Genomic DNA, 19,449 nt, shown 5'->3' on the forward strand with positions numbered 1-19,449 from the left:
CACACCGGCGCTTTGGCAACACATGGTGGGCGAGACTGGCGGGACCGTCATGATATCTTAGGCAGCTAACAGGGCGGCTTTGGACAGGGCGGTATGACTTCTCAGGTTTCCGGCGCATCGCGCTCACGCGCGGTGGACCAGCGCACATCGTTGGCACTTAGCGTCGTCATCGTATTTTTCCTCGTGACGGGTCTGCTTGCCTGGCAGAATATCCGGAGCATCCGCGACAACAACGAGAAAGTCATCCACTCCCAGCAGACCGTCACGGCGCTGAGTGAGATCCTTTCCAGCGCGCAGGATGCCGAGACCGGACAGCGTGGATTCCTGCTCACCGGCAACGACCGCTACCTCGAGCCGTATCGCGCGGCTGTCGCGGGCGTGCCCGCCAGACTCGACACGGTGCGCGAAGCCCTCAGCGACAATCCGGCGCAGCTTGCGCGGCTGAAGGAAGTCGGCGCCCGCCTGGGCGACAAGTTCGCGGAACTGAAAACCACGATCGAGCTGCGTCAGACGCAGGGCTTCGATGCGGCCGTGGCGGTGGTCAACAGCGACCGGGGCAAGGCCGCGATGGATGCCATCCGGTCGCAGCTGGGCACCATGCAGACGGAAGAGCTGGCACTGCGCGACAAGCGCGTCGCAGAAATGACCTCCGCGTACAGCAGTGCGCTCACCAGCGGTATCCTCAGCGCGCTGCTCGGCGTCGCGCTGACGGTGGTCGTGGGCGTGCTGATCCGCAATGCCTCGCGGGCGCGTCAGCGCAGTGAGTGGCTGCAGGCCGGCCAGCTGGAACTCGCCAGCGTGATGCGCGGTGACCAGGGCACCGACGAACTGGGTGCGAACGTTCTCGCCTTCCTGGCCCGCTTCCTCAATGCGCAAGCCGGCGCATTGTTCGTCAATGCCGCGACGTTCTTCGAGCGAATCGGTGTGTACGGGCTTGCGCCAGGGCATGACACGGTCGAGCGTTTCCTGCCCACCGAGGGCTTGCTCGGCCAGGCGGCGGCGGAACAGCGCATGCTGGTGGTCAATGACGTGCCGGACGGTTATCTCTCCGTCGGCTCGGCACTGGGCAAGGAAAAGCCCCGCCAGCTCGTGATGCTGCCCGTCCTGGTGGACGGTGAGGTCAACGGCGTGCTGGAACTCGGGTTCTTCCGTCCGATCGACGATGACGCGCTGACGCTGCTCGACGAGGTGGCCTCGGACATCGGCGTTGCGCTGCGGTCGGCGACCTACCGTGCCGAGTTGAGCCGCCTGCTCGAAGAAACGCGGCGGCAGTCGGATTCGCTGCAGCATCAGAGCGAAGAGCTGCGCGCGTCCAACGAAGAGCTGGAAGAGCAGAGCCGCGCTCTCAAACAGTCCCAGCACGAGCTCGAACAGCAGCAGGCGGAACTGGAACAGACCAACGCCCACCTCGAAGAGCAAGCCAGCCAGCTCGAAGTGCAGCGCGACGACCTCTACCGCGCCAACGAACAGATCGAAGCCAAGGCGGAGGAAGTCCAGCGTGCCAGCCGCTACAAGTCGGACTTCCTGGCCAACATGTCGCACGAATTGCGGACGCCGCTGAACTCCGCCCTCATCCTGTCCAAGCTGCTCGCGGACAATCCGCGCGGCAATCTGACGGAGGAGCAGGTCAAGTTCGCCCGTACGATCCATTCCTCGGGCAACGACCTGCTCACGCTGATCAACGACATCCTCGACCTCTCGAAGATCGAGGCGGGCCATATCGCCATCCAGCCGGAGCCGTTCGCGGTCGACCGGATGGTCAATGGCCTCATCCCGGGTTTCCAGCCGATCGCCGAGCAGAAGGGATTGTCCTTCGAAGTGACGATGTCGCCGGATTGCCCGGCTGTGCTGGATACGGATCGTCAGCGCCTGGAGCAGATCCTGCGCAACCTGTTGTCCAATGCGTTCAAGTTCACGGAAGAGGGCGGCGTACGCGTCGACGTATCGGCAGGTACGCAGGGCGATGTCGTCTTCACGGTCAGCGACACCGGTATCGGCATTCCCGTCGAGCAGCAGCGGCGTATCTTCGATGCGTTTCAGCAGGCCGATGGCACCATCAGCCGCAAATACGGCGGCACGGGCCTCGGCCTGTCGATCTCGGTCGAGCTTTCGCGGCTTCTGGGCGGCGGCATCACCGTGGAGAGCGAAGTCGGGCAGGGCAGCACATTCATCCTGACCCTGCCACTCAGCATCGCCGATGCCGGTGTCGACGCCGCCGCCAGCAGCGCGTCACCGGCGCGTGCTCGCATCGCCGCGTCGGGCCAGGGTCATGCTCCGCCGCCTCGTGTCGAAACCCCCGCTCCCGCGCCGGCCATCGTTCCGCGCATCCCCGACGATCGCGAAGACGAGGCCGATCACCGCCGCGTCATCCTGGTCATCGAGGACGACGAGGCCTTCGCGAGGATCGTGCTGGATCTGGTTCGCGAGATGAACTTCCGCGGCCTGGTGGCCACCAGCGCGCAGGAAGCGCTGGCGCTGGCGAGGAAGTTCCTCCCGCATGCCATCGTGCTGGACGTCGGCCTGCCGGATCAGTCGGGCCTCTCCGTGCTCGATATCCTCAAGCGCGACGTGCGCACGCGCCATATTCCGATCCATGTCGTGTCCGCGGAGGACCATTCGCACGCGGCGTTGTCCATGGGCGCCATCGGCTACCTGATCAAGCCGGTCCGCCGCCCCCAGCTGGTCGAAGTCCTGGACAAGCTGGACGCCCGTCTGTCTCGCGACGTGCGACGTGTCCTCGTTGTCGAGGACGACGACGTGCAGCGCGACGCCATCCGCAGTCTGCTTTCGACGGCGGACGTCGAAACCGTGGACGCGGGCACGGCGGCCGAATGCCTGGAGCTGCTCAAGAGCCAGACCTTTGACTGCATGGTGCTCGACCTCTCCCTGCCGGACGCGTCGGGTCTGGCCTTGCTGGAAACGCTCAGCGCCGAAGGCATCTACGCCTTCCCGCCGGTCATCGTCTATACCGGGCGCGACCTCACGGCGGAAGAAGAGTCGCGCCTGCGCGTCTATTCCCGCTCGATCATCATCAAGGGCGCCAAATCGCCCGAGCGTCTGCTCGACGAGGTGTCGCTGTTCCTGCACCAGGTCGTGACCGATCTGCCGGCCGAGCACCAGCGCATGATCCAGGAAGCCCAGCACCGCGACGCCGTGCTGGAAGGCCGCCGCATTCTGGTCGTTGAGGACGATGTGCGTAACGTCTACGCGCTGATCAATATCCTCGAGCCGCGCGGATGCGTCCTCACGGTCGCACGCAACGGCAAGGAGGCGATCGAGGCGCTGAACAAGGCGGCGGATGTCGACGGACAGCCGATGGACCTCGTGCTGATGGACGTGATGATGCCGGTCATGGATGGTCTGACCGCGACGCGTCATATCCGTAGCGACTTCCGCTGGAAGAAGCTGCCGATCATCACCCTGACCGCCAAGGCGATGCCGGACGATCAGGAAACCTGCCTGGCGGCGGGGGCCAGCGACTACATGGCCAAGCCGCTCGACGTCGACAAGCTCCTGTCTCTGGTCCGTGTGTGGCTGGCGCGATGATTTCGCCCGTGGAAATGACCGATCGCGTCGAGGCGATCGAGATCGACCTTCTGCTGGAGGCGCTGTACCAGCGCTTTCACTACGATTTTCGCGGTTACTCCAAGGCGTCGGTCAAGCGGCGCCTGAAGCAGCTGCGCGAAAGGCTGGGCTATCGCACCTATTCGGCGATGCTGGAAGGCCTGCTTCACGACCCCTCGGTCGTGCCGCAGGTGATCAGCTACCTCACCGTCCAGGTCAGCGAGATGTTCCGCGATCCGTCGTACTTCCGCGCGCTGCGGGAGCATGTCGTGCCGCACCTGCGTACCTATCCCTCGCTGAAAGTCTGGGTCGCCGGCTGCAGCAGCGGGGAAGAACTCTACTCGCTGGCCATCCTGTTCCGGGAAGAAGGGCTCGAGCAGCGCACGATGTTCTATGCGACCGATATCAATCCGGGTGCCCTGGAGGCCGCGTCGGCCGGCGTCTACAACCTGGACCGGATTCGCGGGTTTACCGAGAACCACCAGCAATCGGGCGGCCGGTCCTCGCTGTCCGACTACTACACGACCGGATACGGCAAGGCGACGTTCGATCGCAGCCTGCGCGAACGCGTGGTGTTCTCGGACCACAGCCTGGTCACCGATGCGGTCTTCGGGGAGATGCACCTCATCTCGTGCCGCAACGTGCTCATCTATTTCGACAACACGCTTCAGGATCGTACGCTGAAGTTATTCAACGACTCCCTCATTCGCAGGGGATTCCTGGGGCTCGGGTCCAAGGAGAGCATCCGCTTCTCCAGTCAGGCCGCCGCGTTCCAGGATTTCGTGCAGGGCGAGAGGATTTACCAGAAGACTTCCGACGATGCTTAAAGACACAAGTACCGCTATGAGCCCGGTTTATTTCCTGCTCGTCGACGACCTCGAGGACAATCTCCTCTCGCTGGAAGCGCTGCTTCGGCGCGAAAACCTCGTCCTGCTCAAGGCGCGCTCCGGCGAGGAAGCACTTGAGCTTCTGCTGGTTCACGACGTGGCGCTGGGCCTGCTCGACGTACAGATGCCCGGCATGGATGGTTTCGAACTTGCCGAGCTGATGCGCGGCAACGACCGCACGCGGCATGTGCCGATCATCTTCCTGACGGCGAGCACGGCGGACAACCAGAGAAAGTTTCGTGGATACGAGGCCGGTGCGGTCGATTTCATCCAGAAGCCGATCGAGTGGGACATCCTGCGCAGCAAGGCCAACGTGTTCTTCGACCTCTACCGTCAGAAGCAGCAGATCGCCGACCAGCGCGACCGGCTCGAAGCCTATGCCGAGACCCTGACGCGTTCGGACCGCTACAAGGATCAGTTCCTGGCGATCCTGGCGCATGAGCTGCGCAATCCGCTGACCCCCTTGCGCATGGGACTCGACGTGCTTCGTGGGCATCCCGCGCGGGAGCGCACCGAACAGATTCACGGCGTGATGGATCGGCAGCTGGTGCATCTCGTACGGCTGGTCGACGACCTGCTCGACGTATCCCGCGTGAGCCAGGGGAAGATCGCGCTGCAGCGGACAAAAGTGCGGATCGCCGACATTGTCGAGGCCGCGCTCGAGGCAAGTCAGCCCTTCGTGGATGGGGGCAAGCACGCCCTGCGGGTCGACGTCGCCGATACCCCCATGTGGATCAACGGCGACAAGACGCGACTGACCCAGATCGTCGGCAACCTGCTGAACAATGCGGCCAAGTACACGCCGACCGGCGGCTCGCTCGCCGTGGATGCCACCCGTGAGGGTGACGAGGCGGTGATCGTGGTGTCCGACAACGGCATGGGCATCCCTCCGGCCATGCAGGCGAATATCTTCGAGCTCTTTACACAGGTCGGTGAGCACCTGACCCGTTCACAGGGCGGGCTCGGTATCGGCCTTGCGCTGGTGAAGCAGCTGGTCGGCATGCACGAGGGATCGATCTCGGTCAGTAGCGAAGGCGAGAACCAGGGCAGTCGCTTCACCGTTCGCCTGCCGCTTCTGCCGATCGGGCAGCCGGCTGACCGCGTCCTGTCGTCGGGCGACCGGGGCGCGCGCGACGAGCGCCTCAAGGTTCTCGTCATCGACGACAACGTGGATGTCGCCGAGACGATCGGCTGGTTGCTTCAGGAGATGGGCCACGAACACCATGTGGTGCTGGATGCACGGCTGGCCCTCGACGCGGCGCACGCGTTTCAGCCCGACGTGGTCCTGCTGGACGTCGGCATGCCGACGATGAGCGGCTACGACGTCTGCCGCGCATTTCGTCAGGATGCCTTGCTGAAGCACCTGCCGATCATTGCCCAGACGGGCTGGGGGCAGGCCAACGACAAGGCGGCTACCGCCGAAGCCGGCTTCAACCATCACCTCGTCAAGCCGGTCGGCGCCGTCGATTTGCGCGATGCCCTCGCGCTGGTGACCGCCCCGTTCCGGAGCGCCGTGGTGTAGGCCTGGAAAACGTTCACCAGCGATACGCGACACGCGTGTACAGATACCGACCGCTGTAACCGAACGGCGAGTAATCGGGATACGGCCAGGTGCCTCCCACGGCACCGTCGCTGCCGCTCTTGTATTTCCGCGGGTAGACGTTGGTAAGGTTGTCGACGCCTGCGGTGAAGGTCCATCCATGCGTCGCGTAGCTCGTGGAGAGATCGAGCAGCCAGCGCGCCGGAAACACCTGGTCGAATCCGGGGTTGCTCACCGGATCCTGGTTGACGGCGAACTGGCCGTAGCGGGTGAGCGCGCTGTGGACGCTCCATTTACCCAGCGCGTAGTCGGCGCCAAGGGCGATCTTGTCGCGTGGCGCGCCGTTGGTGATGTAGCCCTGCGCGATGTGCCCGACGCGCACCAGTTCCAGCCCGCTCTCGGCCAGCGACGCGGGATTCGGCGCCACGGACAGGATCGAAGTGTGGTTGCGGTTGTAAGCCGCCGTGAGCTGCAGCTTGCCCGCGTTGCCGAAGTCGATGCGATAGCCGCTGCTCAGGTCGATGCCCCGGGTGCGCGTCTTCAGGGCATTGGTGAAGTAGCTCCCGCCCTGGATGTTGGCGAAACCTTGTCCCTCCAGGTATGCCTGCACCGGGTCGCCGACGAGGTTCTCCGATGGCACGATACGGTTACCGATGGTGATCTGGTACAGGTCGAGTGACAGCGTCCAGGTCCCCGGCGCATACACGGCACCCAGCGTATAGTTATGCGACTTCTCCGGCTTCAGTGGCTCGGCGCCCAGCGCGCGCGCCACCGGGTCGCTCACCGCGAAGTTCCGGATCTGCGTCGGCACACCGCCGATCACATTGGTCGACGTGGTGGTGTAGTACTGCTGAGGAAGCGATGGGGCGCGGAAGCCGGTCGCCGCCGTGCCGCGCAGCGCGAAGCTGTCCGTGAAGTCGTATCGCGCGGACAGCGTTCCCGATGTGGTATTGCCGAAGTCGCTGTAATCCTCGTGCCGGATCGCCAGCGAACCGCTCAGCTTGTCGGTAATCTGATTCTCCAGGCTGACGTATTCGGCCACGTCGTGGCGGCTGTGCTGTCCCGCATCGGCGGGCTGGAAGCCGGGGAAGCCTTGCGAGCCCGTGCCAAAGTACGACGCCGGGTCGCCAGCATCGATCTCATATTGCTGGTGCAGGTACTCGAGCCCGAAGGCGAGTGTCACGGGATTATTGAGCCAGCTCACGTCGAGGTCGCGGGCGATGTCGACGTCGAAGGCTTTCTGAGTGGCAATCAGGCGACCTGCGTTGAAGCGGGTGGGGCTCGCGGCACCGAGGTCGACGTTGAGCGTGTGGATCGGGTCGATACTGACGCGGTCGCGTCCGTAGTTGCCGCTGATATCCCAGCGCCATCCACTCGCGGTGGTGCCGCGCACGCCGGCGACGACGGCGCTGTCGATCGAGCGGACATCGTTGAGCGGGAGGTAGCCGTTGGGGTAGATGGAGCGTACGTTGCGTGCGCTGTCGTAGGTGCGGAACAGGGCAGGCGAGGTACCTTCGCGGCTGCTGGTACTGGCGAAAGCGTAGAAGTCGATGTCCGACGCCAGCGCGTACTGCACGTTGAGCAGCGCCTGATGGGTGCTGATGTCCGGCTCGCCGATGCGCTGCGTCTGCTGGCCGTAAACAGGCGAAGAAGGATTGCGATAGTCGCGGCCGCCACGATTCGTGGCGTCCGCGTGCCCCTGCACGACGCTCAGGCGAGCGAAGCCTTTGTCACCGCCCAGCGGCACGCCAAGGCTTGCCTCACCTTGCCACTGCCTGCCGTCGCCGGCGCTCGATCGTCCCGCGGTGATGCTCGCTTCGTTGGTGCCGTCGCCCGCGGCGCCCTTCAGCACGATGTTGATGACGCCAGCGATGGCGTCCGATCCGTACTGAGCGGACGCACCGTCACGCAGTACTTCGATGTGATCGATCGCCGAGATCGGTATCGAGTTGAGATCGGCCGGTGCCGAGCCACGACCGAGCGCACCCTGCAGATTGAGCAATGCGCTCGTGTGCCAGCGCTTGCCGTTGACGAGCACCAGGGTCTCGTCGGGTGAGAGACCGCGCAGCGCCGCGGGGCGCACGATGCCGGAGCCGTCGTTGCCCGGCGCACGCGGGAAGTTGAGTGACGGAGCGAGGCGCGACAGCACCGCGCCGAGCTGCGTATCGCCGAAGGATTGCAAGTCCTGCGCCGACACCACGTCGATCGGCGAGAGCGAACTGCTCTGGCTCCGGTTGACCGAGCGGGTGCCGGTCACGACCACGGTCTGCAGCCTGGCGGCGTCTTCCCGCGCTTCGGAAACGGGAACGTAAAGACTGGCTGCGATGACGACGGACAGCGACAAGCGCGCGGGCAGGGCATGCCTCATGAATGAATTCCTGGATTTTACGGACGGCGACACGTCAACGCGGCGGCAGGCCGCGCGTGGCACAGTGGGGGCGATCGGAGGGGGTGGGTCCGCCGGTCAGGCGGAAGCGCGCAGGGGCGCTACAGGATCAGGCGAGGCGACAACAGCAACACGCACCGATCGACATGGCGATCGGGTGAGGCGTGTGGGTTGACTGCGGCATGATCAAGATGGGTTTACCTCGAAGGACGTCCAGAAGTCTGGGCGTTTAGAAGTCCGAATGGTGGACCCATGCTGGTGCAGTGCGTTTCGAATGTCAACTAGCCGCAAACGGCGGAGCTTCAGCCGGGGCTGGGTGCGCGAACGTGGCGGCGTTGCAGAACGATCCAGCCGATGGCGGCGGTCGTGAGTACGAGGATGGTCGCGCTGTACAGGTTGACCGCGGCAATCAGTCCTTCGTGCTGCACGACGAAGCCCAGAGCGATGGCGGGTGCGCTGAATGACAGGTAGCTCTCGATATAGAACACGCCCATGAGGTGGCTGCGCTCATGCGGCGCGGCGAGGGGGAGTACGGTGCGCAACGAGCCCAGGAAGGCGCTGCCGAATCCCGCGCCCGCCAGCACCGAGCCTGTGAGCAGACCGGTCGTGCTTCCGTGTACCGCCGCCCAGCGGATGCACGCCGTGCCGACGGCAAGCAACGTGGCACCGGCAAGCAGGGCATGCAGTGCGTGCCGCTTCATCGCCAGCCATACGGCGGCCGCACCGGTCAGCGTCAGCAGGGCCACGCTCGCGCCGCCGAGCCACAGCGAGGAAGAATGCGATGCCTGCGCGATCAGCGTCGGCATGAGTGAGAGGTAGAACGCGCCAAGCATCCACAGCGCGATGTTCAGGGGCGATACCGCCAGCAGGGCCGCCCGTGCGCTGGGCGGCACGCTGACTCTGGGGCGCAGGCTGGCAAGAACGCCTGGCCGCCGCACGACCGTTTCGGGGGTGCGCCACGTGAGTATCGCGCAGAGGATCAGGAGCAAGCCCATCACGGCATAGACCAACGACAAGGGCGCGGGGGCCAGCTGGGCGAGGGCAGTGCTGCCCAGCGCGCCCGCGGCGAGGCCGACCAGGGGAGCGATGCTGTTGAGATCCGGGCCGCGTCTGGGATCCGTGTCCATCAGGGCCGCGCCGAGCGTGCTGGCGGCGAGGCCGGTCGCCGCGCCCTGGACCGCCCGCGCGAGCAGCAGGGCGGGCGCCGAACCGGCGATGATGAAGAGCAGCATGGATAGCAATTCCAGTGCGATCGCCATGCCAATGACCGGGCGCCGCCCCAGATGATCGGACAGCCGGGCCCCGGTCAACAGCGCCGCCAGCAAGGCGATCGCGTACATGGCGAACACGGCGGTGAGCCAGGTCGCGGAGAAGTGCCAGGTCTGCTGGTAGACGCGATAGAGCGGCGTGGGTGCCGACGAAGCCGCGAAAAACACGAGCAGCGTCAGGCCATGGGTCAGCAGCGCACCGGTCGTGCTGAGTGTCGTACGGGGCGGGGACATGCGATACTTTCCACTAAAGCTAAGAATATGCATTAGTAAGCTACCCCTCCTTGCTCACTAAAGCAAATAAATTGCGTTAGTGCGGATAACTTGCGAGAGCTATGACCGACGTTTCAGACACGCCCGACCCCGCGTCCCGCCCCGGTCCTCGTCCAGGCGGCCGCAGCGCGCGCATCCAGTCCGCCGTCCATGCGGCGGTGCGCGAGCTGCAGGACGACGCGGGCCGCGAAGGTCTCACGGTTCCCGCGATTGCATCGCGCGCCGGGGTGACCGCGTCGACGATCTACCGCCGCTGGGGCGACCTCGGACGGCTTCTTGCCGACGTGGCGGTCGAGCAGCTGTGGCCCGAAACACCGCCGGCCGACGAGGGATCGTTCGAGGCGGACCTTCGCGCGTGGCTGGAGCAGTACGTCGACGAGATGACGTCGGTGCCGGGACGCGCGATGCTCCGCGACCTGCTCGGCACACAGGATCACGCGATGGCAGGGAAGTGCCTGACGTTCTGCACGCAGCAGATCGACGTGATCCGCGAGCGAGCGCTCGATCGTGGCGAACATCCCGTCCCCACCATCGACATCATCGACGGGGTCATCGCCCCGGTGATGTTTCGTATCGTCTTCGCGAACGCGACGCCCGTCCCGGAGGACGTCGACCGCTGGACGCGGATGGCGCTTCAGCCGCGATGACGGTTATCGTCGGCAAGTGCAGCGGATATCCATTCCGGGCGTGAGCCCCTGCGGTCGTGCGCCTGACCGCCAATTTATCGCCGCCGGGCCGTGGCACCGAATTTGCTTCACGCTGGCATGGCCCCAACGCATCCCCGTCCAGCGATACCCGAACCGCGCCCGCAGCGCCTGAGCCGTCTTGTCGACCGTGCGCTTCGGATGGGCGCCGCGCTGATCGGACTGCTCATCGTCTGCGGGGTGGCGACGACAGGCGCCTTGCTGATCGCGCAGGGCAGAGTGGCTCACAGTTATGACGTGCTGCATGAAACCTCGCTGGTGCGCGAAGACGTCCAGGCGCTGCGGCTCCGGGTGGGCATTTTTATCGTCCGCGGCGATCGCGCGTCGCGTGACGATGTCACCGCCTCCATCCGCTCCGCCCGTGCGCGACTGGCGTCCCTGCGCGCCCTCGTGGGTTCGAACCAGGCGCAGAAGCCGCTGCTCGATCAGCTTGCCGGTGCCTTTGAAGAGCGTGTGCGCAGCTCGACCAGGCTGATGTCGACGGCCGACTTTTCCGCGGCGATCGAAAGTCGCGCCCGGGCGATGACGGAGCCGGCTTATCAGGTCGTCAATGCCCGCCTCATGGATTCGATCGACCGGATGGAACGGGCTGAAGAGCTGTTGCTGGCGGAACGGCGATCGCGTCAGAGCGGCATCCTCCTCGTGCTCGGTATCACTCTGGGTGGTCTGGTTTTCTGGGCGGTGGCGATCCTTGCCAGGTTGCGTCGGGCCGCGCACGACCTGATCGGCGAACTCTCCGCGGCCTATCGCGACACGGCATTGAGCAAGGCCGAACTGGAGGCGTTCATCGATGCGTCGCCACTGGGCCTGTTTCACCTCGACGAGAAAGGCTTGCCGACGTACTTCAACGCCGAAGCCATCCGGATGGGTGAACTGGTGACCGAGGGTGGCAGCGTGGCGGACTGGCTGGCCAGTGTGCATCCGGAGGATAGCGATGCCCTGAACAGTGCATGGCACCGGCTGCTACGCACCAACGAAAGTCTCGAGGAGATGTTCCGGCTGGTCCGCAAGGATGGCTCGCCGGTCTGGGTCGAATCGCATCTGGCGCCGGTGCTGGTCGAAAACCGGACCACGGGTTTTGTCGGTGTCTGCCGTGACCTGTCGGAGCGCAAGGCGCTGGAAGAAAATCTTTTCGCCGCCAAGGAGGCCGCCCAGGTCACTCTCGAATCGATCGGCGACGCGGTGATCGCGACCGATGCGGAAGGCGTGATCACCTTTCTGAACCCGCGCGCCGCCGTCTTGCTCGAAACCGAAGCGCAACGGGGCGTCGGCATGCCCGTGGACGAACTGCTGCAGCTGGTCGACGAAGATGGCGAGGCCAGTCCCACGTCGCTGCTCCGGGCGATCGCGGAAAACCGTACGATCGATGTGATCAAGCCGAGGCGCCTCGTCCTGTCGGATGGTACGCGACTCGATATCGAAGACGTCGCCGCGCCCATCCGCAATCGTCAGGGCACGGTCATCGGCGGTGTTCTCGTCTTGCGCGATGTGAGCATCGCGCAGGCCATCGCCGAACGCATGCGTCACCTCGCGGAATACGACGTTCTGACGGATCTTCCCAACCGGCTGCTGTTCGAGGACCGGGCCCGCCAGGCCCTGCATGCGGCCATTCGTCATCGTGCGCGTGTCGGCTTGCTGTATATCGACCTGGACGGCTTCAAGCAGGTCAATGACACGCATGGTCACGGCGCGGGGGACGAACTCCTCCGGCAGGTGGCCGCATGCCTGGAAAGTACCGTGCGCCTTACCGATACCGTATGCCGGATCGGTGGCGACGAGTTTGTCGTGCTCATGCCTGAGGTGAGTGACGGCGAGGGGGCGATGAACCTGGCGGAAAAGATCGTCGCCGCCGCGCAGGGACGCTTCAGCTGGCACGGCGAGCCACTGGACGTGACGTTCAGCGTCGGTGCCGCGCTTTATCCGGACCACGCGACGGACGTCATTGCGCTTATGCGGCAGGCCGACCACGCCCTGTATCGCGCGAAACAGTCCGGGCGCAATCGCGCGCTCATGGCGCCGGAAGCGGCGAATAGCGTCTCAGTCTGACTCCCGCCGATCCGCCCGGCCGAATGCTTGCGGGTCGCGGTCCGACGGGCGCATTCCCCCTGCTGGTTAAAATGTGACGAACTTGGCTATTTGTTGACCAAGCCTGCCGCGTCTTCACATTCAACTCGTTGATTTTATGGTCGTGCAATATCGGCACGGCTCTTGCTTCTTCACGGTACCGGCCCTCTTGCCGGCGTCTGAATCGGGAGTGGGACATGGTGGTGCTGCGTGAGCTTGCGGAACGTCTGGTCTGGCGCGTAACGCTGAATCGTCGTCTGGGTGAAGTCTTCGCTCTGCCGGGTGGCGCGTCGCTGGCGAGCCGTTCGGCACCCTGGATCACCGAGGCTTCCTGGTGGGGTAACCATGACGCCGGCGCCGAGGCTTCCGCCTTGTTCGCAGCCATGCATCGTGACGACACGCTCGAAGCCGCCTTCCGGGCTCACCGCCTGCAGCGTGCCGGCCGCCTGAGCGGTATGCCTGGCGTCACCCTGCACGCCGAAGCGCTCGAGATCGCCCTGGTGTCGCACGCTTCGTGCGGAACGGCGTCGGTGTGCAGTGCGTCGATCCAGCTGGTGCGGTCGCTGACGGATGAGGGCGTGCTGCTGACGTCGCAGCCGTAAAGCGCGAGAAACGCGAGTCGCGCGTTGCGCGGCACGTATAATGGGCGGTCCCCACAACCAAGCCGCCCTCATGTCCGCCGAGCGAATTCGTCATCCTCTTCTGCGCGATCGTGTTGTTTCCGCCGAAGCCGCGGCCGCGCTGATCCAGCCGGGCGAAACGGTGGCGATGAGTGGTTTCACCGGCTCGGGATACCCGAAGTCGGTGCCGATGGAGCTGGCGAAGCGGATCGACGCGGCACATGGCCGGGGCGAATCGTTCCGCATCAAGCTGATGACGGGTGCATCCACGGCGCCGGAGCTCGACGGCGCGTTGGCCAAGGCGGACGGCATCGCGCTGCGCATGCCTTTCCAGACCGATCCCGACGCCCGTCAGCGTATCAACGCGGGCACGCTCGATTACATCGACATCCATCTCAGTCACGTGGCCCAGCACGTATGGTTCGGCTTCTACGGCGAGATCGATACCGCGGTGGTGGAGGTGGCCGGCATTCGCGAGGACGGCAGCCTGATTCCCTCGACATCGGTCGGCAATAACAAGACCTGGCTCGACCTCGCCCGCAAGGTGATCATCGAGGTCAACGAGTGGCAACCGGAAGGCATCGACGGCATGCACGATGTCTATTACGGCACGGCCTTGCCGCCCAACCGCAAGCCGATTCCGCTGGTGCACGCCGACGATCGCATCGGTGTGCCGTCGCTGCACTGCGACCCCAACAAGATCGTCGCCATCGTGCGGACCAACGGCCCCGACCGGAACAGTCCGTTTGCCGCTGCCGACGAGTGCAGCCAGCGGATTGCCGGGCATCTCATCGAATTTCTCCAGCACGAAGTGGCGAAGGGCAGGCTTCCCGCCAACCTGCTGCCGCTGCAGTCGGGTGTGGGCAATATCCCGAATGCGGTACTGGCCGGGCTCGCCAGCAGCGGATTCCGCGACCTCACCGCCTTCACCGAAGTCATTCAGGATGGCATGCTCGACCTGCTGCGCAGTGGTGTGCTCAAGGTGGCGTCGTGCACCGGTTTCGCGCTGAGTCCTCAGGCCAACGAAGAGTTCAAGCGCAACATCGATTTCTACCGTGAGCGCATCATCATGCGCACGCAGGAGATCTCGAATCATCCCGAGCTGGTGCGCCGACTCGGCTGCATCGGCATGAACGGGATGATCGAAGCCGACCTCTACGGCAACGTCAACTCCACGCACGTCATGGGCAGCCGCATCATGAACGGCATCGGCGGATCGGGCGACTTCGCCCGCAACGGTTTTCTGTCGATCTTCGTCAGCCCGAGCACGGCGAAGAACGGAAGCATTTCGTCGATCGTGCCGATGGTCAGCCACGTCGACCACACCGAGCACGACGTTTCGATCATCGTGACCGAGCACGGTCTGGCCGATCTGCGCGGACTTCCTCCCCGGCACCGTGCGCGACAGCTGATCGATCGTTGCGTGCATCCGGACTATCGTGCGCAGCTCGAGGATTACTTCGACCGCGCCTCCCGTGACAGCTACGGCAAGCACACGCCGCATCTGTTGCCCGAGGCGTTGTCATGGCACCAGCGCTGGCTCGACACCGGGAGCATGCGCAGCGCGGTGTGAACCGGCGGCGCGGCGCGGGGCCGGTCTCAAGGGTCCTGCGCTTGCCAGCCGCCGCCGAGGGCGAAGAACAGGTTCACCTGGGCCTCGGTGACATCACGGTCCGCGTCGGCCAGCGCGTGTTCGGTGGAGACCCGGGTGCGTTCCGCGTCGAGGCTGCTCAGATAGGGAGAGCGTCCCGCATGGACCAGGGTCTGCGCATCGGACGAGGCCTGCGTGGCATCGTTCAGCGCCTGCCTGAGCAGCGCCTGTCGATCCAGCGCCCGCGCATAGTCGCTCAGCGCGGTCTGCACTTCCTTGAGGGCCGTGAGTACCGTCTGATCGAAGGCGGCAAGCTCGGCATCCGCACCTGCCTCGCTGGCGCGAACGCGCGCGTGAGCCGATCTGGTCGGTACCGTCCAGGAAATCAGCGGTCCCAGCGACCAATAGCGTGCGGGTGCCTGACCGACATCCGCCAGCGTGCCGTTGCTGCCGAGGCCGGCGCCCAGCGTGATGTCCGGATAAAGCTCGGCGGTCGCGACGCCGACCCGTGCCGTCGCCGCGGCCAGATGACGTTCCGCCTCCCGGACGTCCGGTCGGCGACGGAGCAACGTCGCGCCGTCGCCGACCGGTATCGGCGTCGACAGGCGCGGTGCCTCTTTACACGCCTCGACGGCGGAGGGGAGACGTCCCGGGGTTTCACCGGTCAGGGCGGCGAGCGCGTAGCGCGAGGCGTCGCGCCGTTTCTCGATCGGCGGGAGCTCGGCGCGTGCGAGGTCACGTTGTGTCGTGGCACGCGTCACGTCGATGCGCGTGCCCCTGCCTGCCGCCATCATGCGCGTGGTGGTCGACAGGACCTGCTCCTGGATGCGCAGCGTCTCCCGCGCGACCGACAGATCGTGAGTCGCTTCGCACTGCCCGAGATAGCTGCGCGCCACCTCGGCGGCGACGGTCGTGCGCACGAGATCCCGTGCTGCGCGCGTGGCTTCGGCATCGGCGGCCGACGCCTCCGTGGCCCGCCTGAGCTTGCCGAAGAGATCGAACTCGTACGACGCGGATGCCGCCACCGACGACAGCGTGAAAACGGGCAGCTTGTCCGATTGCAGGTATGACTCGGCGGACAGCTGGTTTCGCGACGCCGAGGCGGAGGCGCCGCCGGTCAGGCCGCCCTCCGCTCGCGCCGCATCCAGCATGGCGTACGCCTGACGGAGGTGTGCTTCGGCTTCGCGAAGCGCCGCGTTCGCCTTGAAGGCCTGCGTTTCCAGCGCATCCAGCGTCGGGTCGTCGTAGAGCTTCCACCACGCGTCGGCGGCGGCATGCGACGTGTCCACGGTTGCGGTGTCCACGTCCACGAAGGCGGCCTGAGCCTCAGGACGCTTCACCACCGCGCGGTCCGGCAAGCGGTAATCGGGGCCTACCGCCGCGCAGCCCGAAAGCAGCAGGCCGATCGTTACGAGTGCCGCGTGCCGGCGCATCACGAATGGGCCGCCGTCGCCGGGGGCGTGTGTCGCGTGTCGACGGTCACCGTGACCGTGCGGCCGGCGATCAGCCGCAGATCGTCCGGTCGCCCATCGATCGATATGCGGACGGGGATACGTTGCGCGAGGCGGACCCAGTTGAAGGTGGGATTGATGTTCGGAAGCATCGTGCCGTCGGCGCTTCGCTCGCGGTCGGCGATGCCGGCCGCCAGGCTGACGACGCGGCCGTGCAGTAAGGCCGGCTCGCCCATGACTTCGATACTGACCGGTTGGCCGGGCTCCACGCCATGCAGTCGTGTTTCCTCGAAGTAGCCGTCGACATGGAACGACGCGGCATCGACCATGGAGAACGGTGCATGACCGGCCTTGACGTAATCACCGGCGCGGACGACGCGGTCATTGAGATAGCCGTCCGCGGGTGCGCGGACGACGGTGCGGTCCAGATCGAGACGCGCCGTATCGGCGGCGACCTCCGCGGCGTGCAGATGCGCCTCCGCCTCGGCGACCTTCGCGTGAACCTGTTCGACGCTTTCGGCGGCGACGAGATCCTTCAGCGCATCGTTTCGACTGGCATCGCGATGGAGTTGCGCCAGGGCCGCCCGGTCTTCTTCCACGGCCGCGGCGGCCCGGCGAAAGGCCAGTTCGAAGCGTGCGCGGTCGACGAGAAAGAGAGGATCGCCCCTTTTTACGAACTGGTTGTCGGAGGCGTAGACCTTTTCGACGAGTCCTGAAACGTCCGGCGAGACAGGCAGCGTGTCCGCACGGATGTGCGCGTCGCGGGTCCACGACGCGCTGCGGTACGAGGTGTAGACGTGCCAGCCGACCACGGCCGCCAGCGCCGCCATGGCCAGCGTGGGCCAGATCGAGCGGGCATGCGCGAGGCGGCCGCTCATGACGCCGCCCCGGGCATCAGCGCGAGCATCGAGCCGAGGACGACGATGTAGAGGGCGACGTTGAAGAGTCCTGGATGCCAGATGCGCGCGTAGAACCCCGAGCGCGCAAGAACGCCGCGGATCGCGCCCTTGCGGAGGTAAGCCGCTGCCATGAGGACGAGGAACGTGGGGACGAAGACCCCATAGAGATTGAGGTCGCCGGAGAGGCTGGTGTTCACGGAAGTGCCGGTGAGATGGGTAAGGGAGAGACGGGTTCGGAGAGCGCGAGGCGGTAGGCGATCAGCAGCGTGGCGAGCTGGCCGTCTCCATCGCCGCGATGCACGGCGGCGTCGTCGATAAGCCTGAGCAAGGCGTCGGGAGGGTCGATGCGCGTACGCCGCGCGACGCTGTCGAGCAGCCAGGCCCTGCTGCGCGCGAGTACGTCGTCGATGTCGGTCGCGGCGCCGCGTGCGATGCGTTGCAGATCCAGTAGCGCCAGGCAGAGGCGCATATCGCGCACCGCATCCATTCGGACCAGCGATTCACCCGTCGCCAGCGCGATGCGCGGCAGCCATTGCATCGTGCGATCGAGGACACGAGTGGCTCGCGCGACCTGCTTCGGGGCGGACGCTGGCTGGGCGAGCAGGGCAAGGTCGCGCGCATTGGCCAGACCGAGGCGGTGCGCCGCACTGTCGCCGCCGAGCGGTCGCGTGACCAGGGTCCAGGCCAGCGCGAAGCCCAGTCCCAGCATCATCCCTGTCGCGGAATTGGCGAAATCCTCGAAGCCGACCGCCGCATTGTTCTGCAGGGCGATGGCGCTGACGGTCTGCGACGTGACCAGCACGATACCCGTGGTCATGGACGGACGACCGGTGAACGCCCCGAGCACGAGGAAGAAGGGTGCCATGGCCGCGACCACGCCCATGAAGGTGGTGATCCGCGGCAGCACGAGAAAGAGATACGTGCCGGCCGTGACGACGCTGATCGCCTGCCAGACCAGGAAGCGGCGCACCTGCGGCGCCGGATCGTCCGACGCGGCGAAGAAGGCGGTGGCGATGGCCACGAGCACGACCCCGCCGGCGCCGCCCGGCCAGTCCGTGAGCAGCCACAGCCATCCGGTGGCGATCACCGCCATCGCCGGCGATGCGGCGGCAAGCAGGCGGGCACGGAGGTCGTCATGACGAGCGCGGTGGCCCAGCGTGTGCGCGCGATAGATGAGCGGCGTGGGCTGTGGGCGATGCTCGGTGAACGCGGTATGCAGCAGGAGTACGTCCTGCCAGAGGTCGATGAGGTCGGTGAGGCGTTCGGCGGCGTGCCGATGCAGCGCGTGCGCGCCGGGCGTCGTCATAGCCGTCGTCAGCCGCAATGCGCCGCATCGTGTGCGCAGGACGTCGCCGGTCGTTATCGACGCGGTCGTCCCCTCGTGCATCCAGGCGATGGTCGCGTCCAGCACGTCCTGCAGGCCACCATCGCGCATGTCCGCGCGCCCGTCGAGCGCGACGAGCGCGTCGCTCAGAGACGCCACCTGTGGAAGCAGCAGGGTCATGCGCATGCGGATCTGGCGTGCCTCCTCGGCCTGGCCGTCGCGCGTGCTGTCATAGGACAGATGCGTAATCAGCGCGTCGAGAGCGAGCACGTCGTTGAGCAGGCGGAGACGCAGCGGAGGCGGTGCCGACCGGTCCAGGTGCCGCAGGCGTTGCCCGGTCCAGTCCCCCGCGTCCTTCAGCAGCGAAGCGACGCGTGCATGAAACAGCGGCGATACCCGGCTGGGAAACAGCACCGTACTGACCACGCTGGCACAGACGATACCGAGCAGGATCTCCTCCGTGCGTGCGACGGCGATATCGAAGATCGAACCGGGGGCGAGAATGGCGGGTACCGCGATGAGCGGTGCGGTATACGAGGCGAGCAGGAAGGCGTAGGCACTGGGCGTGTTGTTACCCAGCGAGAGGTAAAGGGACACGCCCATCCACGTGCCGAGCGTGAACACCAGCAGCATGGGTGACTCGGCGAGGGCGGACACGAGGAGCAGCGCGACGGCGGCGCCGATCGCCGTCCCGATCGCGCGGTAGACGCCCTTCGAGCGCGTCGCACCCGAGAGCGGATGCGACACGATATAGACCGTCGCGAACGACCAGTAGGGATTCGGCAGCTGCAGGAACAGCGCCATATAGAAGGCCAGCATGCCGGCGAAGAACGCTTTGCCCGAGTAGAGCCACTCGAAGCGCGTGGGCGCACCCATGG

General features: G+C 65.8%; 13 protein-coding genes. 7 read left to right on the plus strand and 6 right to left on the minus strand.

Annotated elements, in window-relative coordinates:
* Positions 1-93: 93 nt before the first annotated feature.
* The 3 genes from BLT40_RS04505 to BLT40_RS04515 are packed head-to-tail and all read left to right on the plus strand — an operon-like array spanning position 94 to position 5,973.
* The gene (locus tag BLT40_RS04505; RefSeq protein WP_090351768.1) at positions 94-3,546 is read left to right on the plus strand and encodes a response regulator; all 3,453 of its coding nucleotides are present in this window, start codon (positions 94-96) and stop codon (positions 3,544-3,546) included.
* A gap of 14 nt (positions 3,547-3,560) precedes the next feature.
* Entirely contained in the window at positions 3,561-4,391 is an 831-nt protein-coding gene (locus tag BLT40_RS04510) for a CheR family methyltransferase (RefSeq protein WP_036117510.1), read from the plus strand.
* Between the two features lie 16 nt (positions 4,392-4,407).
* On the plus strand, positions 4,408-5,973 hold the full coding sequence (locus tag BLT40_RS04515; RefSeq protein WP_090351771.1) for a response regulator: 1,566 nt from the start codon (positions 4,408-4,410) through the stop codon (positions 5,971-5,973).
* A 13-nt stretch (positions 5,974-5,986) separates the two neighbouring features.
* Here the strand turns inward: BLT40_RS04515 and BLT40_RS04520 are convergent, their stop codons facing one another.
* Both BLT40_RS04520 and BLT40_RS04525 read right to left on the minus strand, forming a co-directional pair.
* A complete protein-coding gene (locus BLT40_RS04520) occupies positions 5,987-8,359 on the minus strand; it encodes a TonB-dependent receptor (protein ID WP_090351774.1) in 2,373 nt (790 codons plus the stop codon).
* Positions 8,360-8,679: 320 nt separating this feature from the next.
* Entirely contained in the window at positions 8,680-9,879 is a 1,200-nt protein-coding gene (locus tag BLT40_RS04525; RefSeq protein WP_090351777.1) for an MFS transporter, read from the minus strand.
* A 101-nt stretch (positions 9,880-9,980) separates the two neighbouring features.
* Between BLT40_RS04525 and BLT40_RS04530 the strand changes: the two genes are divergently transcribed.
* From BLT40_RS04530 to BLT40_RS04545, 4 genes are all read left to right on the plus strand, one after another.
* A complete protein-coding gene (locus BLT40_RS04530) occupies positions 9,981-10,565 on the plus strand; it encodes a TetR/AcrR family transcriptional regulator (protein ID WP_090351781.1) in 585 nt (194 codons plus the stop codon).
* A gap of 198 nt (positions 10,566-10,763) precedes the next feature.
* Positions 10,764-12,668, plus strand: coding sequence for a diguanylate cyclase domain-containing protein (locus tag BLT40_RS04535; protein ID WP_176809099.1), 1,905 nt, complete (start codon positions 10,764-10,766; stop codon positions 12,666-12,668).
* A 215-nt stretch (positions 12,669-12,883) separates the two neighbouring features.
* Positions 12,884-13,288, plus strand: a complete 405-nt coding sequence (locus tag BLT40_RS04540; RefSeq protein ID WP_090351786.1) for a hypothetical protein — start codon at positions 12,884-12,886, stop codon at positions 13,286-13,288.
* Between the two features lie 70 nt (positions 13,289-13,358).
* Positions 13,359-14,879, plus strand: a complete 1,521-nt coding sequence (locus tag BLT40_RS04545; RefSeq protein ID WP_090352523.1) for an acetyl-CoA hydrolase/transferase family protein — start codon at positions 13,359-13,361, stop codon at positions 14,877-14,879.
* A 26-nt stretch (positions 14,880-14,905) separates the two neighbouring features.
* On the opposite strand, the gene BLT40_RS04550 is transcribed toward BLT40_RS04545, so the two are convergent.
* The 4 genes from BLT40_RS04550 to BLT40_RS04565 are packed head-to-tail and all read right to left on the minus strand — an operon-like array spanning position 14,906 to position 19,447.
* Complete coding sequence (locus tag BLT40_RS04550; RefSeq protein WP_090351789.1) at positions 14,906-16,330, minus strand: efflux transporter outer membrane subunit; 1,425 nt, start codon at positions 16,328-16,330, stop codon at positions 14,906-14,908.
* Positions 16,330-17,226, minus strand: coding sequence for an efflux RND transporter periplasmic adaptor subunit (locus tag BLT40_RS04555; RefSeq protein WP_079520016.1), 897 nt, complete (start codon positions 17,224-17,226; stop codon positions 16,330-16,332). Before BLT40_RS04555 ends, BLT40_RS04550 begins: the two co-directional genes overlap by 1 nt.
* Positions 17,223-17,444, minus strand: coding sequence for a DUF1656 domain-containing protein (locus BLT40_RS04560; RefSeq protein ID WP_255363935.1), 222 nt, complete (start codon positions 17,442-17,444; stop codon positions 17,223-17,225). The genes BLT40_RS04555 and BLT40_RS04560 overlap by 4 nt, the downstream gene beginning before the upstream one ends.
* Positions 17,441-19,447 (minus strand): FUSC family protein, encoded by a 2,007-nt coding sequence (locus BLT40_RS04565; RefSeq protein ID WP_090351791.1) that lies wholly within the window; start codon positions 19,445-19,447, stop codon positions 17,441-17,443. Before BLT40_RS04565 ends, BLT40_RS04560 begins: the two co-directional genes overlap by 4 nt.
* Positions 19,448-19,449: the final 2 nt, after the last annotated feature.

Origin of the sequence: Dyella sp. 333MFSha (assembly GCF_900102405.1) — a bacterium.
GTDB classification, from domain to species: domain Bacteria; phylum Pseudomonadota; class Gammaproteobacteria; order Xanthomonadales; family Rhodanobacteraceae; genus Luteibacter; species Luteibacter mycovicinus.

Coding starts and splice junctions, on each gene's coding strand:
- BLT40_RS04505 (WP_090351768.1), top strand. CDS start 94: ATGACTTCTCAGGTTTCCGGCGCATCGCGCTCACGCGCGGTGGACCAG.
- BLT40_RS04525 (WP_090351777.1), bottom strand. CDS start 9,879: ATGTCCCCGCCCCGTACGACACTCAGCACGACCGGTGCGCTGCTGACC.
- BLT40_RS04535 (WP_176809099.1), top strand. CDS start 10,764: ATGGGCGCCGCGCTGATCGGACTGCTCATCGTCTGCGGGGTGGCGACG.
- BLT40_RS04545 (WP_090352523.1), top strand. CDS start 13,359: ATGTCCGCCGAGCGAATTCGTCATCCTCTTCTGCGCGATCGTGTTGTT.
- BLT40_RS04550 (WP_090351789.1), bottom strand. CDS start 16,330: ATGCGCCGGCACGCGGCACTCGTAACGATCGGCCTGCTGCTTTCGGGC.
- BLT40_RS04520 (WP_090351774.1), bottom strand. CDS start 8,359: ATGAGGCATGCCCTGCCCGCGCGCTTGTCGCTGTCCGTCGTCATCGCA.
- BLT40_RS04530 (WP_090351781.1), top strand. CDS start 9,981: ATGACCGACGTTTCAGACACGCCCGACCCCGCGTCCCGCCCCGGTCCT.
- BLT40_RS04565 (WP_090351791.1), bottom strand. CDS start 19,447: ATGGGTGCGCCCACGCGCTTCGAGTGGCTCTACTCGGGCAAAGCGTTC.
- BLT40_RS04555 (WP_079520016.1), bottom strand. CDS start 17,226: ATGAGCGGCCGCCTCGCGCATGCCCGCTCGATCTGGCCCACGCTGGCC.
- BLT40_RS04540 (WP_090351786.1), top strand. CDS start 12,884: ATGGTGGTGCTGCGTGAGCTTGCGGAACGTCTGGTCTGGCGCGTAACG.
- BLT40_RS04510 (WP_036117510.1), top strand. CDS start 3,561: ATGACCGATCGCGTCGAGGCGATCGAGATCGACCTTCTGCTGGAGGCG.
- BLT40_RS04515 (WP_090351771.1), top strand. CDS start 4,408: ATGAGCCCGGTTTATTTCCTGCTCGTCGACGACCTCGAGGACAATCTC.